Consider the following 15,142-nt stretch of genomic DNA (forward strand, 5'->3'; position numbering starts at 1 on the left):
GCGGACGGTTCCTCTGCCGCTATTCTCAAACGACATGGGGCTGACACTCAATCGGCGGAACGCAGCCATTCTCCTTACGGCCAGTGCCGGGCATCCAGAGCAGCATAGCGAGTTGGCCGCGACCTGGACCGGAAAATCGGTGACTGAATGGCCGTAAAGGGGCGTTAAAAGATGACCGGAATTCCCCCTCGCCTTCCCGCAGCGGAAAATAACATCGCTGTCTTTTCCAGATATCCGCATGCGATCAAGAACTTGTGACGCGACAGGATCTGCAAAATACATAATTTTTTGGGTCATTAACTTCGACTAAAGGCGCGCATGCTAGAGGGGTGTGGTTAAGGGATCCAAGCGGCTCATCAGGCCGATGAGCTGCGCGGCAAAGCCAGGACGCTGCGCGATGCCGTGCGTACCCATGGATGGAACAGCCTGGATGCCGCGCGAGGCCGCATTTACATCATGCTCGACGTGCGCGATGCAGTCTCCAACGTCTATCGCGATGGCCATGCTTCGCTGGCGGGGCGGGCGATATTCGGCTGGTATCCCGACGATCAGCCCGAATCCGCAATCCAGATTGTGCAGGATCCGCTGGTCGATGGTGCCAAGATCAGCACATGGATGAAGCAGGGCGTCATCGTGCGCACGCGGACCGATGCCAATACGGTGGAGGCACGCGCCGGCGATTATCGCAAGGCACGGGCGGCCATGGACAGCGGCGCCCAGGCGCTCAGCACGGACTATTATCCCGGCGCGCCCGATCCGTTGCGCAGAGGCTTTTCGGTGACGCTGCCGGACGGCGCAATGGCGCGGTGCAATCCGGTGCGCGTTGTGGCGGGGTGCGCGGCCCTACCTTGCGTTTGCGCTGACTGATTTATCACCTTCGGTGTCGCGCATAGACTCATGATGCCCGGCGTCCTGGACAAATTGGAGCCAGTATCTGGCGGTGGCGCAGTTGATCTTGCGGTGGCCGCGCATGCGCTCGATGAGGCTGCGTTGCTCGTAGAGCGCCTCGTTCATGCTCGACTTTCACTGGCAAACAGCGCGTCGGATTTGAGGATTTCTTCGAGATGAGCCGTTTGGCTTCCTCTTTATCCTTAGCCCACAGGAACAGCATGATTTCATGCTTACCGAGGGTAGCGCGCATTTTATCGGGCACAATCCGCCGAGAATAAGAAACTTCGCCGCCATTAGCGAAATAGGACTGGATGCTTCGACAACTGTTACAGATGTAACAGACGTCCGCAAAAAGTCCTTATCTTTCAACGCATTCCAAGCCTTTCAACAGCTTGGAGACAATGGTGGGCCCGGCATCTACTTAGAACGACGTTTAACACTTTGAAAAACAACGATTTTATAAGAATATCCATGAAGGATACCCCCACGGATACCCCCAATACAAAATAGAATACAATTTTTTAGCAATGTATCAGCCATGCAAAAATATACTATGAGAACGGCTATTACTGAAATCGGATTTTCTTATGATTTGAACATTGCGGCGTGAAATCAATGCGTGTTTGGATAAGGGGCCGAACGTGACGGACGGCCCCTTATCGATATTTCAGGCCAAGCTGTGCTTGAGCTGGCTCATCTTATCGTGCCCTTCACGCACGGAATGAAAAGCGCGCTCGACGACCTGACGCGACGCCGGATCAAGATCGGCGTGCCCCAAGGCATCTTCATACTTGGCTTTGATGTGGTCTTCGCCTCGCTCGACTTCCTGGATGATCGCCTTGTCATCCTTACCTGTGATAGCCTGCTTCAAATCCATGAATGTGCGGTGAGCCGCCGCCAGGAAGCTACTATCGCTCTCCGGATCGCCGCCGAGGCGACGCACCTCGGCCTGCAGTTCAGTGGCGGCGGCACTGCGGTCGCGCGCGAACTCGGCGAACATGGTAGCAAACTGCGTGCTCTCCGCATCCTTCGCCGCATCCTGATAGCCCTTCATGCTGTCCAGGGTAACCTGAATAAGGCTGTTCAGCGTCGAAACGGTTTTTTCAGTGCTCATGATGCTCTCCTTGTTAGAAGCCTCACAACTGTCAGATCGACGACCCGATCCTGCTAGTCGTTGCGCCAATTCGATCAGTTGCAGCTGGATCGTGGCGAATGGAAATTTTGGTTCGCCACTGTGCTGACACGTCAACGGCGTTAGACGACGGTATTTGGGACCACTGCGTGGCTCCCCTCCTCGCTACCCTCGATCGTGCCGCCAAAAAGCATTTTCAGTTTCCCGCTGAGCGACATGTCCGTTTCCCACAATTCCGCGTCATCGATGTCGAAGCGAAGGAGCGCGAGGTTGGGATCATTTTTGCCTCCCGGAAACCATGCCTCGACGGTTTTAGACCAGAGCTTGTCGATCATGGCCGGATCATTATCGACGGTGACATTGCCAGACAGGCACGCAAAGAAATCTTGTCCCTTGGAGACAAATTGCGCCATCGCTGGCCCGCCAGTTGCCAAACGATTGTCCTTGCCGATGAAGAACCAGATTGTGTCGACCTGATCTTTGTCCAATTGCGCGGTCAGAGGCTCCGAATGGCTTCGACCATCCGCCAGACCGACCATGAGAAATGGCCCTTTCTCGAGCTTGTCCCACATATGCTGTTTCAGTTTGTGCGTATCGACTGGCATGCTACTCTCCTTCTTTCGCTCCCTTCAACGCTAGGAAAGTGGCTAAGTTGCGCCGCGCAGGATGTAGATCTGGGCCTAAACCGAGATCGTAAACCGTTCCCGATGACCCCAACTTCCTACGCTCGCGCAACCGCCTGGACGAAACGAGCGTAAACGCGGGATTTCAGGCCAAGCTTTTTACTTTAGGATCCAAGTTTCCGCGTCGGCCTCATTATCAAAGAATTTGACGCCCTCGCGATCGGTCAATCGCTGCGCCTGAAGGCGAGCCAGGGTAGAATTACAAACGAAAGCAAGGCGTCGCGAGCGCACATCTGCCGACGCAAGTAGAGAGGAAAACGCTTCCACGACCGCCTGAGGCTGAATTTTCATGTTTCTGATATCTACCAAAGTCAGATGCCCAGGTGCTCTGAGCTTCAGCAGCATTTCGCGATACCTAGCCGAAAAGCGATGAACGTCTGCCTCATCGAAAAACCCCGACATCTCCACGCGCATCAAATTGTGCTGAATATCTGCATGAATTGCGAAGACCGCATCCACTCCCATTCTCCTAAACACGTCGCGATCGGCATTATGCAGCTTTCAAAGATGTTCCGTAATATTTTAGTGAAAGCCTTGAACCGTCGGCGATCTCAACGTCGCAGAATTTTCCATACCACTTGCGAATATCGCGGGCTTGCAATCACCTCGCACAAATTCTTGTGCGTTTATTGACCCAGCAACCTTCTTCGAACGTTACGGTTCCAAGAGAATCCATAGCCTTGTCGTCGTCGGGATCCGCATTCCAGCTGGCGTCTCCCTTCCCTTCACCGTCGACTATGACAACGGCAAAATGTGAGTTCTTGGGCTTGCCCGAGCTCCACGCGTTCAGAGTGTAACCGCCGTCTCCCATTGGATAGACTTCGCATTTTTCGTTGACGTGAACCTTGCCTTCAACCTCGAACCGACAATATCGCATTTCGGAGCGGGGAACATCGGCTACTCCTGCGTTGGCCGCTTCTTCCGGCCGGGCATACGGTGCACTCTCCTTCTTGGCCCCCGCAACATTAGAAACGGTGTTGCTGACGCTCGCCCTGCCCGAGACCTGTTCGCTCTGATTTGTTACGGAACCGCCACAACCAGCAAGCAGGGTAAGCACGCTGGACCATATGGCGAGGTAGCCGAAACGGTCTTTGTCCATTTTCTTGCCCTCCATTCTTCTCTCCCGTGAACTATCCACCGGCGTTCACAGGATAAAGTGGCGCGCGATGACGCGACTTCGCAATCAGGTAAAGCACCAAGCTATGCAGCCCGTTAAACGGACAGTTAAGTTACGAAAAACCTTCAGAAACCAACATAGATTAAACGCTTCGTTAATCCTCTCTTCGCTTTCCTGGGTGTAGGAGGCGTCTCGAAATTGGAGATGATATGAAGCGCCTACTCTACATCAGCACGGCCCGTTCCATCTTGCATGCGTCCGAGCTTGACGACCTTCTGCTCAAAGCGCGCGAGGCAAATTCCCGTGTCGGGATCACCGGCCTGCTGATTGTAGGCGGACGCCGCTTCCTTCAAGTGCTTGAAGGTGCCGACGAAGCTATTGCCGCGACATATGAGCGAATAAGGCATGATCCCCGTCATTTTGCTCTTGTTAAACTCCACGACAAGGAGGTCGGGTCAAGGGCGTTTGGGTCGTGGGCAATGGGTTTCGAGCAGGTTGTAGATGCCGCCGGTTCGGTTAGCGGTTCGTTGGAAGAGCAGGTCAACGCCCTGGTTGCCCCTATCTCAGACCCTACGTTGCGCGCATATTTTACGGGTTTTGCGAAGACGCATGCTGCGAACTGACCGGATGTCAGCATCCAGCATGCAAGACCGGGACATTGTGCCTGTAGACGACAGCAGCGCTTCTCACCCGAGCAAGGGGGGTGGCTGTTCATAATGTCTGATATTGTGTCTCGCCAATCAGTCCGTGGCAGGATGAGCGATTCCTGAAGCATTATCTCCAATAGCATTTACAACATTCTCATCGATTCGCTCCGGTGCCGTAACAATCATTCGACGTCCGGCATCGATCTGCTTCATGCCCATCATGCGGGCAGCCATCCTTTCAGGCACATGCCAGCTTTCTGGCAAGGATCGAGCTACGGCGCCGGGCAGGGTCGTCCAAAGCAGAATGCCGGACAGGAACCCGCCCAGGCAGAATAATATTACTTGAATCTCCTGCTCGGCCGCTCCGCGTCCGCGCGCTATCATCCGGTCTATTTGCGAGGCCTTCCGAGAAAACCCGTCTTGCGCTTCATGCAGCATCGTTCTGTCTTCCGCCCTCGCTATTTGCGCAGATGCGATGATCCGCTCCACCAGCGCTTCAGGCGTCATCTCCATCGCCGGACGGCTCTGGATCATGTCGAGCTTATGCGCATGCACGTCGAGCGATTTGTTGATTTGCGCCAATGTCGCGCTGTAATCGGGGATCTTCTCCCTCGCAGCTGTAAGGCCTTCAAGCGCGTGACGCAGGAGGCTCAGTTCCCGACGCACAGCATCAAAAGCTTCTACGGGATCATCCTGTTGGGGGTCTTGTTGGATCATGGTTGGAGCCTAGAGCCAAAGGCCCCGGCCTAGCGAGCGGCCGAGATGATGCTGGAAATCCTGCGACAGCGATCGGCCGCTTTGGACGGAAAGACCGACCTCCTACGTGCGATTGCGCAGCAGCAGCAGCTTAAACTGTGGATCACGTTCATGGTGCCAGTTCGCCATTTCTTCACGCTCCCGCTGCAGGGCGATATATTTTGAGGCATGGTTGGCTTTGTGCTGATGACATCCGTCAACGCGCCGCGCTGTGCGGCATAAGATTATGGGTCCTTCGCAAACCCTCGTCATCCGCACAAGCTACCACAAACTGAATATACTCGGTTCGATGGGATTGCACGCCGTTACCCACCATGACGCCGACCACTTTCGCGTTTTGATACAGATCTGATCACCTCAGCCGCTGTTGCGCAGCGCGGTCGCGATCGCATTGATCGACAGTTCGATGCCTTCCTTGATCCGGGCATCATCCTCGCCAGCGCGATAGCGCTTGAGCAGTTCAACCTGCAGCAGATTGAGTGGCTCGATATAGGGAAGCCGCAGCCGGATCGACGTCTCGGTCGTCGGGCTCCTTTCCAGCAGGCGCGACTGGCCGGTGGCCGCCAGCAGCCCGTCATGGGTCAGCGACCAGCCTTCGCGGATACGCCCGAACAGCGTTTCCGCCTTGGCCTGGTCCTCGACCAGCGGCAAATATCGCGCCGCAATGCCGAGGTCCGACTTGGCCAGCACCATCTCCAGATTGGCCAGCGCCGACTGCAGGAAGGACCAGTGCTGCGCCATGTCGGCCAGCAGCGCCTTGTCCTCGAACGCGGCGATCGCATGGCCGAAACCATACCAGCCCGGCAGCATCACCCGCGCCTGCGCCCAGCTGAACACCCAGGGAATGGCGCGCAGATCCTCGATCGCGGTGCTCTTGGTCCGGCTCGCCGGACGCGACCCGATCTTGAGGCCGGAGATTTCCTGGATCGGGGTGAGCTGGCGGAAGAATTCCTTGAACCCCTCGGTGCCGTAAACCAGGTCGCGATAGGCGGTGAAGGCGTTCTTCGACAGCTCGTCCATCGCCGCGGCAAAGCGGGCGGCATCCTTCGCCGACACGCCCTCGGGCTCCAGGCTGGCGAGCAGGGTCGCGCTGGTCATCGCCTCCAGATTGGTCATCGCCACGTCGCGCGTGCCGAACTTGGCGGCGATCACCTCGCCCTGTTCGGTGATGCGGATGCGCCCCTGCACGCTGCCGCGCGGCTGCGCCTGGATCGCCTTGAAGGCGGAGCCACCACCGCGCCCGACCGCGCCGCCGCGACCATGGAACAGCTGCATCGCCGCCCCGGCTTCGGCGAAGACCGGTTCCAGCGCCTGGCTAGCCTTGTACAGGCTCCAGGTCGAGGTGATGTAGCCGCCATCCTTGTTGCTGTCGGAATAGCCGATCATCACTTCCTGATGGCCGCGCGCCTGCACCACCCCGGCAATTTCGGGCAGGCCGAAATAGGCGGTCATGATCTTGGGCGCGGCCTCAAGGTCCCCGATCGTCTCGAACAGCGGGATCGACATGATCGCCGCCTTGGCCGGGTCGCCATTTTCCGGCGCGCGCCACAGCCCCGCTTCCTTCAGCAGGATATTGACCTCCAGCATGTCGGACACGCTTTCAGCCTTGGAAATGATATAATGGGTGATGCACTGCGGCCCATAGGTGCGGTGCGCCTCGGCGGCGGCATGGACGATCGCCAGCTCCGACGCGGTTTCCTCGGAATATTCGGCAAAGCGCGTGCCGAGCGGCCGGTTGGTCGCCAGTTCCTTGCGCAGCAGGGCGATGCGGGCAAACTCGTCCAGCCCGGCATAATCCGCCTCGACCCCGGCGACCTTCAGCAGTTCGGCAACGACGCGCTGATGCACATCGCTATTCTGCCGCATGTCGAGCGTCGCGAGATGGAAGCCGAAGGTTTCGACCGCGCGGATCAGCCGGCCGAGCGCACCGCCGGTCGACAGCGCGCCATCACCCTCGCTCGCCAGCCCCTGCGCCACGGTTACAAGGTCGCGGCGGAAATCACCCGGCGCAGCGTAAGGCTCGCCCTTCAGCGTCGACGGACGCGGCGGCGCCTTGCCGACCAGATGGACATAGGTGGTCGCCAGCCGCGCATAAATGCCCGAAATAGCCCGGCGATAGGGCTCGTCCTGGCGGCTGGGCGATGCGTCGCCGCTCGCCTCGGCCAGCGCCAGCACCGCTTCGGGCACATGGGCGAGTTCGGTCGAGACCGACAGTTCCGCGCCCAGCGCATGGATCGATTCCATATAATAGGCCAGCGCCGCCTCGCAGCCGCGGCCCAGCGCCGATCGCAGCTGCGGCGCCTGGACGAACGGGTTGCCGTCGCGGTCGCCGCCGATCCAGTTGCCGACCCGCAGGAAGCTGTGCGGCCGTGCGCCCAGCACCCGTTCCCACCGGCCATAGAGCGCCGGCAGCGTCGGCAGGAAGATGTCGCGGAAATAGGTCAGGACATTGTCGATCTCGTCCTGCACGAACAGCTTTTCGCGGCGCAGCGGGCGCGTCTGCCACAGCAGCGCGATCTGGCGGAAGATCGCCTCGTCCAGATTCTCGCCATCATCCGTCTCGGTCCGTCCGGCATCCTTGAGCTGCATCAGGTCTGCGATGCGATTCTTGTGATCGATCATGCTCTTGCGCCGCACCTCGGTCGGGTGGGCGGTCAGCACCGGCACGATCAGGCTGTGCGACAGCAATTCCAGCACCGCATCCTTGCCGATGCCATGCGATTCGAGCTTGGCCACCGCCGACGCGACATCGGCACCCGGTTCCGCCGCCACGCCCTGCCGATCCTCGGCCAGATTGGCGAGCATCGAGAACAGCATGAAGCCGCGGGTGAAGTTGAGCGTGTCGTCGAGATTGAGGGCATCCAGGCCCGTGTCGGTCAGGTCGGCGCCCTGCAGCCCGCGCGCGCGGTCGACCGAGGCGGAGCGGATATATTCGGTCTGCTTGTAGAGTTTCTCCCCGCCATAGGCCCGAATGACATCGCCCAGCAGGCGTCCCAGATAACGGATGTCGGGATTCTGCGTGATCGCAGGCGCCTTGGAAAGGCCCGCGGAATTATCTTCAGTTCGGCGACGACCCACAGCTTTTTCTCAGCTCCTGAAATCTATTTGATGGCTAACATGAGAGCCGGCCCATGGCATTCAACGCGTATTCGTATTCACAAGGCTCGCTGGAATAGCGCGATCGATGCCAAGAGCGCGCGCACAGTCAGAGCAGGATCATAGCGAGGACCTTCATCGCGCATGAAAGCATGGGCGGCATTGAACTCCAGCCATTCATAGTTCGCCCCGACGGCCTCAAGCCGCGAGCGGATCCTTTCGCGCCCTTCAAATGGAATATGAGGATCCTGCCGTCCCCATATGAACAGCGTCTCAGCGCGTAGCTCGATCAACCTGGCAAATGTATCGTCGCTTCGTCCTTCCCCCAATGTTCCGCTATGGACGTCCGTTGGATAGAAACAGGCTGCAGCCTTCACTCGAGAATCCAATGCGGCACGCAAGGCCAGATGGCCCCCAAGGCATTTACCGATCGTGCCGACGTGTCCGGTCGACGACGGATGAGCAGTCAGGAAATCAAGACCCGCACGGGCATCTGCATCGAAGGCACCGACTGGCTTGAGAAACTTGAGCGCATTGCCTCTGTCGGTCCCTTCAGAATTATATGGCAGGACCGTGCCCGCCTTTTCATATTCATGATAGACTTCCGGAACGGCCACCAGGAACCCGTGTCCGGCTAAAAATGCAGCGATCCTTCTGATTGGTGCCGTGACCTGATATATTTCCGAAAAGAATAGTAGAGCAGGAAACCGCCCCTCTCGAGCAGGGCGAAAAAGATGGATGCGCATCAAGCCACCCATATCGGTCACAACATCTTCAACTTCGTCGCCGAGAATAATCATAATTCCCCATGAACTTGCTTCAGACTGCCACGTAGTCTTTTGTTGAAGACTGCGCATAGGCCGATTCAAAACCGCGTGGGATAGTCTTTGAATACGTCAACCTAATAGATCGGATGATGAATCGATTCCAGAAGTCCGCTCTCGTGGTTTTGAGGGTGAGACAAGTGCCTCACCCCCTACAACAATGCACCTGGATTACATTTTGAACCTGACACCCAGGCTGAAATAACGCCCCTCAACCCTAAGATCGCGGGGAAAATACTGAGTTTCGTTATAATAGCGATAATTGTTGAACGGCTTGCCCAGGATATTGCTCACATTGCCGACGATCGTAATTCCCTTGATCGCTTCATAGGAGGCGGAGAAATCGAGGCGCGAAATGCTGCGGGTAATTTCCCCGGCATATTGATCCTCGTTCGAGTTCCGGTTGTAGCTGTTGATGTAGCTCGAACGGTGATTGTAGGACAGACGCGCAGATACCGGTCCCTTCTCGTAGAATCCGGTCAGATTATAAGCCCATTTCGAAAGGCCGGTAATCCGTACCTGGCGAGCGCCTTCGCCCAGCACCGTTGGAAGTGCATTGGTGCCGTCGAGATAGGTGACGTTGGCCTGGACGCCAAAGCCGGACAGGAACCCTGGCAGGAAATCGAAGAAGGTCTGGAAGGACGCTTCGGCCCCTTTGATTTCGCCCTTACCGGCATTTTCCGGGCGGTTGATCTGGATACGGCCATAATCCGGGTCCATCACGTCCCGGGTGTAGTTGCTGATGAAGCCCTGGAGATCCCGGTAGAAGACCGCGAGTGTCGCCGACCCATTCTTGGAGAAATAATATTCGAGCGTCGCGTCATAATTTTTGGACGTCAGCGGCTTGAGGTTCGGATTACCGCCGTTGCCAAATGCGGCATATTGCGGCGGAGAGCCGTCAGGACCAGGGCTGTTACGGGTAATATTGAGGGATGGGTTGAGTTGGCCGAAACTCGGCCGCGTCCGGGTCTGGTTATAGGCCAGTCGCACCTGGAATTCGGGCGTCAATCGGATCCGGGTGTGGAACGAAGGCAGGACATCAAGATAGTTCTGGCGCGATACCTGCGGGACGATCTGGGATGTGCCATCAGAGCCGTTTACCCGTGAGAAGCCGGAATAGCGGCCATCGGTGTTGACGACGCGAACGCCGAATGTACCGTCGACAGCGACATCCCCAAGGTCAAACTCATATTTGCCCTGGCCGTACATGGCATAGCTTTTTTCCTTGGCAGTGAAGCCATTGAGCGGATCGAACGGTATTTCCTCGGTCGCGAACTTGGTCACGGCGTCGCGGATACCACCGTCATTGGGGAACATGATCGTCAATTGCTGCACAGACGCATAGGCCAGCTGCCGCAGCGCTTCCACATTGTCCCGGATGGAACCGCGGGTCGGTGCCAGCCAGTTCTGGAAGCGCTGCGGATCGCCGCGGAAGCCATCATTGATGAGTTCAAGCTCGCCTGTCGGCAGGCTCGCGAGCGGGAGACCCAGGCCAGCCGTGTAGGCGTAGCGGTTGTTATTCTGCATGAGCGCAGTGCGGTCGCTCGCCCGAATGCCGACCTGGATCTTGGGCAGCCAGTCAAAATCGGTATCGAGATCCAGGTCGAGCCGTCCCTGCACGCCATCACCCTTGGTGACGAAATGCCGCTGATAATAGCCGCGCCAGATATAGTTGGCGGGGTTCGTCTTGTCGAAGTCACCCAGATCGAAGATGGCCGAACCCTTGACGTCCCATTCAACATTGATCGTCGGCGCGCTGGCGAGCTGGCCGTCGACGCTGTCTTCGTCCGCCTCATACTTGCTGTAGGTGTAGGCGAAGTCGCCCGACAAGGTGGCCCGGTCGGTCTTCCATTTGAATCCCAGTGCCGCCTGATAGGTGTCGGTCTGGTCGTCCTGGGTGGAGCGGAAGAATTCGGGCACATAGCCGCCGGTCTTGGTGAAGCTTGCCGCCTTGAGGGGCTCGCCTTCGACCAGGACCACATTGCTCAGTGTCGGGGCGATGCCATCGATGCTGCGACGCTCGAAATTGACGTTGAAACCATCGCGAAGGACCTTGCCCCGATAGGCCTGCCAAAGGCCTTCCGCATAGATTTCCAGATCGGGGGTCGGTCGCCACTGGATCGCGCCATTTATCGCGGGCCGATGCCGAACGCCCTTCTCGTAGAAATTGCCGGCATTGGCAGGAAAGCGGAAATTGCCCACGCCTGGCGTCGTAACGGTCATGTCATCGGCGGGGTCATCAGCACCAAAGCCCAGCGGGCTGATGATAGCGGAATCGGCATAACGATCGGCGTTGCGATAGGTCATCCGGACATAGCTGAAATTGACGAGCGCACCGATCTCGCCGATCGGCGTATCCCAGCGCTTGGTCAACAGGAGGTTGGCGGAAGGGTCGAAGGCCTTGGACTGGTCATTATAGGATCCGCGCACTTCGCCGGCAATTTGCGTGTCCTTGACGTCGAACGGCCGACGCGCACGCAAATTGATCAAGCCGGCAAGCCCTGGCTCGATGAGATCGGACGTGCCCGATTTGTAGACCTCCAAACCTGCGGCCACGCCAGCCGGGAAATCCTGCAGATGCAGTACACGATCATCAGCCGTGAAGAATTCCCGTCCGTTGAAGGTCGTGTTCACGTCCGGAAGTCCGCGGACAAGCACCACACCCGCCTCGTCATTATAGCGTAGCACCTGCACACCCACGACGCGCGAGATCGCTTCAGCCGCATTATTGTCAGGAAGCTTGCCGATATCCTCCGACACGATCGCATCGACAATCGCATCGGACTGGCGCTTCATGTCCTGCGCAGAGCCCAGCGCGGCACGATAACCCGTTACGACAATGTCTGGAACCGACGCGGAATCGATCGTCTCCTCGCCTTTCTTCTTTGCCGAAGCCGCGTTACCGCCTGCATTCTGCGCCATGGCCGGCGCAGCCAGCAGAAGCGATGCGAGCGACGTTGATCCAAGTAGTGCCACTGCCTTGAAATTCATGATTATCCTCCCTTTGTTTATTGCTATGCAGGCCGCGCGAAGCTGCGTTCCGACTGTCCATGCAGCGGAAATTCAAAATCATCCGATGGTGATCGAGCTGTTCAGCTCTCGTGTGGCGTGATCGTCAGCGGGACACCTCCGGCCTGATCGGCCATGCAGTGATATCCATGATTGCCGGTGCGCCGCGCGCAGAAGCGCTCCAGCGCAGGGTTCCTGAACCGCGAAAGAAGCGATCAGTGATCGTCTGCTCACCATCGTTGATGAACAGCTCGACGATCGATTCATCCACAAGCAGGCGAAGAGACACCCTGCCCTTACTCAGGTCAACCGGCGCCACATGACGGTTTGCAAACCCGTCGTGGAAATGTGGACCAGAGCGCGAACGATCGATGAAGACCTCGTTCACCGTCGGATTGACGCCGATCACCATCTGATAACCCTCGCCATCGGTCAGCGTGATCGCCACCTGCTCGCTTTGTCCCAATGAAAGATTGGCCTGAAGATCAATGGCACCACCCTCGACGGGGAGCGGAACGGGTTCTTCGCCCAGCGACAATTGACGCACGGCCTGTTTGCCGCCTCGCAACTGTTCCAGTTCCTGCACCGGCCGCTGCGTCAGCCGATAGCCCTCGGCGGTTTTCCTCAGGGAAATGCTGCGCGGTACAGTCATGATGCCGCGGGCGGGATAGGTGGGTATCGCCTCGGCATAACGCCAGTCATTGGCCCATCCGATCCAGATGCGGCGAGGGTCGTCCTTGGGAAGATCATTCCAGGCGACCGCCGCGTAGAAATCGGCGCCATAATCCGTCCAGACCGGTTCCCCGCCCCACCCTTCGACAGGCGTGAAGCGACGACCATCAAAGTCGCCCACGAAATATTGGCCGCCCGAACCGCCGCCCACAGCCTGGTCGCCCAGATTGACGCTGAGCACCCAGCGCTGCTCTCCGGGCTTTCCGCCTTCGACGGGAAGGAGATTGAGATCGGGGCATTCCCAATTTCGTCCCCGGCCGCCCGCCGGACCGAAACTGCTGGCAAAGGTCCATTGCCTGAGATTGGGTGACGTGAAGATGACGGCGCGGTTTTCGGTCGCCATGACAGCGACCATGACCCATGACTTTGTCGGTTCATGCCAGAAGATCTTGGGATCCCGAAATTCCGGAGATCCCACACTCAGCACCTCGCCATGTACGGTCCATGTTCGTCCGCGGTCATTGCTGTAGGCAAGATATTGGGACTGCAGCTTGGCTTTGGGATTATGACCGGTGTAGACCGCGATCATCGGCGGCTTACCGTCACGGCCCAGGCCACTGCTATTCTTCCAGTCGATCACTGCGCTGCCGGAAAACGCCATGACGTCGGCGGTCTCCGGGATGGCGACCGGCAATTCCTCCCAGGTCACAAGATCCCGGCTGACGGCATGACCCCAACTCATATGCCCCCAGCGGTCACCATGGGGATTATATTGATAGAAGAGATGATATTCGCCTTCGAAATAGACCAGACCGTTGGGGTCATTCATCCAGTTGCGCTTGGGCGCGAAATGATATGCCGGGCGAGGATCGGCTCGCTGCGCCTGGGTTGCGGCCGGAACCATCAGAGCTGTAGCGGTTATCAAGAAAAGCGTCCTGATCATGCCTGCGCACTCCCAAGGTCCATGTCTTCGAGCGCGACACCGTTGGTTTCGGGCATCGCCTTCCAGGTCCAGATGAACTGGAGCAGCATCATCGCGCCAAAGAAGGCAAAGACCCAACCACCGACCTGGGCTGCAAATACGGGAAAGGCCCAAGTGATCGCAGCAGCCATGACCCAATGGGTCGTGCTGCCAAGCGCCTGCCCCTTGCCGCGCACCGCGCTGGGAAAAACCTCGGAAATGAACACCCAGATGACAGCGCCTTGCGACACGGCAAAGGCGGCGATGAAACCCAACAGACCAACAAGGATCAACGTGCCGTCGGGATCAGAGCTTTCCAGCTGATAGCCCACGAGAAGCAGGGCTACGGCACATAGGATCGACCCGGTGTACAGGAGTGGCTTGCGACCGAAGCGATCGATCAGAAACAGCGCCAAGATGGTAAAAACCAGATTGGTGCCGCCAATGGCGATTGACTGCAGCAGCGCGCTGTCAGAGCCTGCACCGGCCAGTTCAAAGACACGCGGCGCGTAATAAAGCAGCGCGTTGATACCGGAGAGCTGGTTGAACATGGCAATTGCGATGGCGCAGGCGACCGGGCGAGCATAGGCGGCCTGAAACAGGCCCGGTGCGATGGATCGATCAAGACGGGCCTCGGCCTCCTGGATATGACGAAGTTCATCCGTCGGATCGAGAAATCCCAGCCTTTTCATGACGCCCAGCGCCTGCGGCGCCCGCCCATGAATCGCCAGCCAGCGCGGGCTTTCCGGCAATAGGAGACTAACGCCAAGAAACAGTGCTGATGGAAGGGTGACGATGCCGAACATCCACCGCCAGGCGGTCTCCGCAGGGGCGAGATTGGCGATCAGGTAATTGGATAGAAAGGCAATCAAAATGCCCATCACGATGTTGAGCTGGTTCAGCGCAACCAACCGCCCTCTGAAACGCGCTGGAGAGACTTCGGCAATATAGATCGGTGTAACCACCGAGGCAGCGCCGATTGCCAGACCTCCAAGGAACCGAAAGGCCAGGAGCGTGCCCCAGCTGCCCGCTAGCCCCGTGCCGAGCGACGACACAACGTAGCAGATCGCGACCGCAAGCATGACCGCGCGCCGACCGAACCGATCAGCCGGCGCGCCCGCCACCAGCGAGCCGAGTACGGTACCGATAAGAGCGGATGCAACCGTAAAGCCCAGCATGCCATCGCTCAGGCCAAACCGCGCCTGCAGCGCCGAGGTCGTGCCAGAAATCACGGCAGTATCAAAACCAAACAATAGGCCACCAAGCGCCGCGCCCGCTGCGCTCAGGACGATTGCACCTGTCACCCGAGCGTCGCTCGGCGCTGCCATCCTGTGAGCCGCGTGATCCGATAGGG

At 58.2% G+C, this 15,142-nt stretch carries 14 protein-coding genes; 3 read left to right on the forward strand and 11 right to left on the reverse strand.

All coding sequences use genetic code 11. The features are described from left to right. The first annotated feature begins 369 nt into the window (after positions 1 to 369). Positions 370 to 867 carry a Ca2+-dependent phosphoinositide-specific phospholipase C gene (locus DIZ22_RS09045; protein WP_276309032.1) on the forward strand — a complete coding sequence of 166 codons (498 nt, stop codon included), beginning with the start codon at positions 370 to 372 and terminating at the stop codon, positions 865 to 867. On the opposite strand, the gene DIZ22_RS21750 is transcribed toward DIZ22_RS09045, so the two are convergent. The 5 genes from DIZ22_RS21750 to DIZ22_RS21755 all read right to left on the reverse strand — a co-directional run bounded on the left by DIZ22_RS21750 (position 844) and on the right by DIZ22_RS21755 (position 3,820). After that, positions 844 to 1,014, reverse strand: a complete 171-nt coding sequence (locus tag DIZ22_RS21750; protein WP_159078616.1) for a hypothetical protein — start codon at positions 1,012 to 1,014, stop codon at positions 844 to 846. The two genes, DIZ22_RS09045 and DIZ22_RS21750, sit on opposite strands and share 24 nt — an antisense overlap. Positions 1,015 to 1,558: 544 nt before the next feature. Further along, positions 1,559 to 2,005 carry a PA2169 family four-helix-bundle protein gene (locus tag DIZ22_RS09050; RefSeq protein ID WP_048939613.1) on the reverse strand — a complete coding sequence of 149 codons (447 nt, stop codon included), beginning with the start codon at positions 2,003 to 2,005 and terminating at the stop codon, positions 1,559 to 1,561. Positions 2,006 to 2,145: 140 nt separating this feature from the next. Then, a complete protein-coding gene (locus DIZ22_RS09055) occupies positions 2,146 to 2,628 on the reverse strand; it encodes a pyridoxamine 5'-phosphate oxidase family protein (protein ID WP_048939614.1) in 483 nt (160 codons plus the stop codon). 177 nt (positions 2,629 to 2,805) lie between these two features. Continuing rightward, positions 2,806 to 3,165, reverse strand: coding sequence for an STAS/SEC14 domain-containing protein (locus DIZ22_RS09060; RefSeq protein ID WP_159078617.1), 360 nt, complete (start codon positions 3,163 to 3,165; stop codon positions 2,806 to 2,808). A 142-nt stretch (positions 3,166 to 3,307) separates the two neighbouring features. Continuing rightward, the gene (locus DIZ22_RS21755; protein ID WP_048939616.1) at positions 3,308 to 3,820 is read right to left on the reverse strand and encodes a hypothetical protein; all 513 of its coding nucleotides are present in this window, start codon (positions 3,818 to 3,820) and stop codon (positions 3,308 to 3,310) included. A 212-nt stretch (positions 3,821 to 4,032) separates the two neighbouring features. Here DIZ22_RS21755 and DIZ22_RS09065 point away from each other — a divergent pair, with 212 nt between their 5' ends. Next, entirely contained in the window at positions 4,033 to 4,446 is a 414-nt protein-coding gene (locus tag DIZ22_RS09065; RefSeq protein ID WP_072895767.1) for a BLUF domain-containing protein, read from the forward strand. A gap of 117 nt (positions 4,447 to 4,563) precedes the next feature. Here the strand turns inward: DIZ22_RS09065 and DIZ22_RS09070 are convergent, their stop codons facing one another. After that, complete coding sequence (locus DIZ22_RS09070) at positions 4,564 to 5,187, reverse strand: DUF6118 family protein (protein ID WP_048939618.1); 624 nt, start codon at positions 5,185 to 5,187, stop codon at positions 4,564 to 4,566. A gap of 45 nt (positions 5,188 to 5,232) precedes the next feature. Here DIZ22_RS09070 and DIZ22_RS21760 point away from each other — a divergent pair, with 45 nt between their 5' ends. Continuing rightward, the gene (locus tag DIZ22_RS21760; protein ID WP_159078618.1) at positions 5,233 to 5,391 is read left to right on the forward strand and encodes a hypothetical protein; all 159 of its coding nucleotides are present in this window, start codon (positions 5,233 to 5,235) and stop codon (positions 5,389 to 5,391) included. A 192-nt stretch (positions 5,392 to 5,583) separates the two neighbouring features. Here DIZ22_RS21760 and ppc read toward each other — a convergent pair whose 3' ends face one another. From ppc to DIZ22_RS09095, 5 genes are all read right to left on the reverse strand, one after another. Continuing rightward, on the reverse strand, positions 5,584 to 8,304 hold the full coding sequence (gene ppc, locus DIZ22_RS09075; RefSeq protein ID WP_107917616.1) for a phosphoenolpyruvate carboxylase: 2,721 nt from the start codon (positions 8,302 to 8,304) through the stop codon (positions 5,584 to 5,586). Positions 8,305 to 8,381: 77 nt separating this feature from the next. Next, positions 8,382 to 9,122: a dienelactone hydrolase family protein gene (locus DIZ22_RS09080; protein WP_122928113.1), complete on the reverse strand. Its 741-nt coding sequence runs from the start codon at positions 9,120 to 9,122 to the stop codon at positions 8,382 to 8,384. Positions 9,123 to 9,317: 195 nt separating this feature from the next. Next, positions 9,318 to 12,137 (reverse strand): TonB-dependent receptor, encoded by a 2,820-nt coding sequence (locus tag DIZ22_RS09085; protein ID WP_048939528.1) that lies wholly within the window; start codon positions 12,135 to 12,137, stop codon positions 9,318 to 9,320. Between the two features lie 124 nt (positions 12,138 to 12,261). Further along, positions 12,262 to 13,770, reverse strand: coding sequence for a glycoside hydrolase family 32 protein (locus DIZ22_RS09090; protein WP_240626834.1), 1,509 nt, complete (start codon positions 13,768 to 13,770; stop codon positions 12,262 to 12,264). Next, positions 13,767 to 15,116 carry a sugar porter family MFS transporter gene (locus DIZ22_RS09095; RefSeq protein ID WP_048939530.1) on the reverse strand — a complete coding sequence of 450 codons (1,350 nt, stop codon included), beginning with the start codon at positions 15,114 to 15,116 and terminating at the stop codon, positions 13,767 to 13,769. The genes DIZ22_RS09090 and DIZ22_RS09095 overlap by 4 nt, the downstream gene beginning before the upstream one ends. Positions 15,117 to 15,142: the final 26 nt, after the last annotated feature.

It is taken from the genome of Sphingobium sp. LF-16 (assembly GCF_003711185.1).
Lineage (GTDB): Bacteria > Pseudomonadota > Alphaproteobacteria > Sphingomonadales > Sphingomonadaceae > Sphingobium > Sphingobium yanoikuyae_A.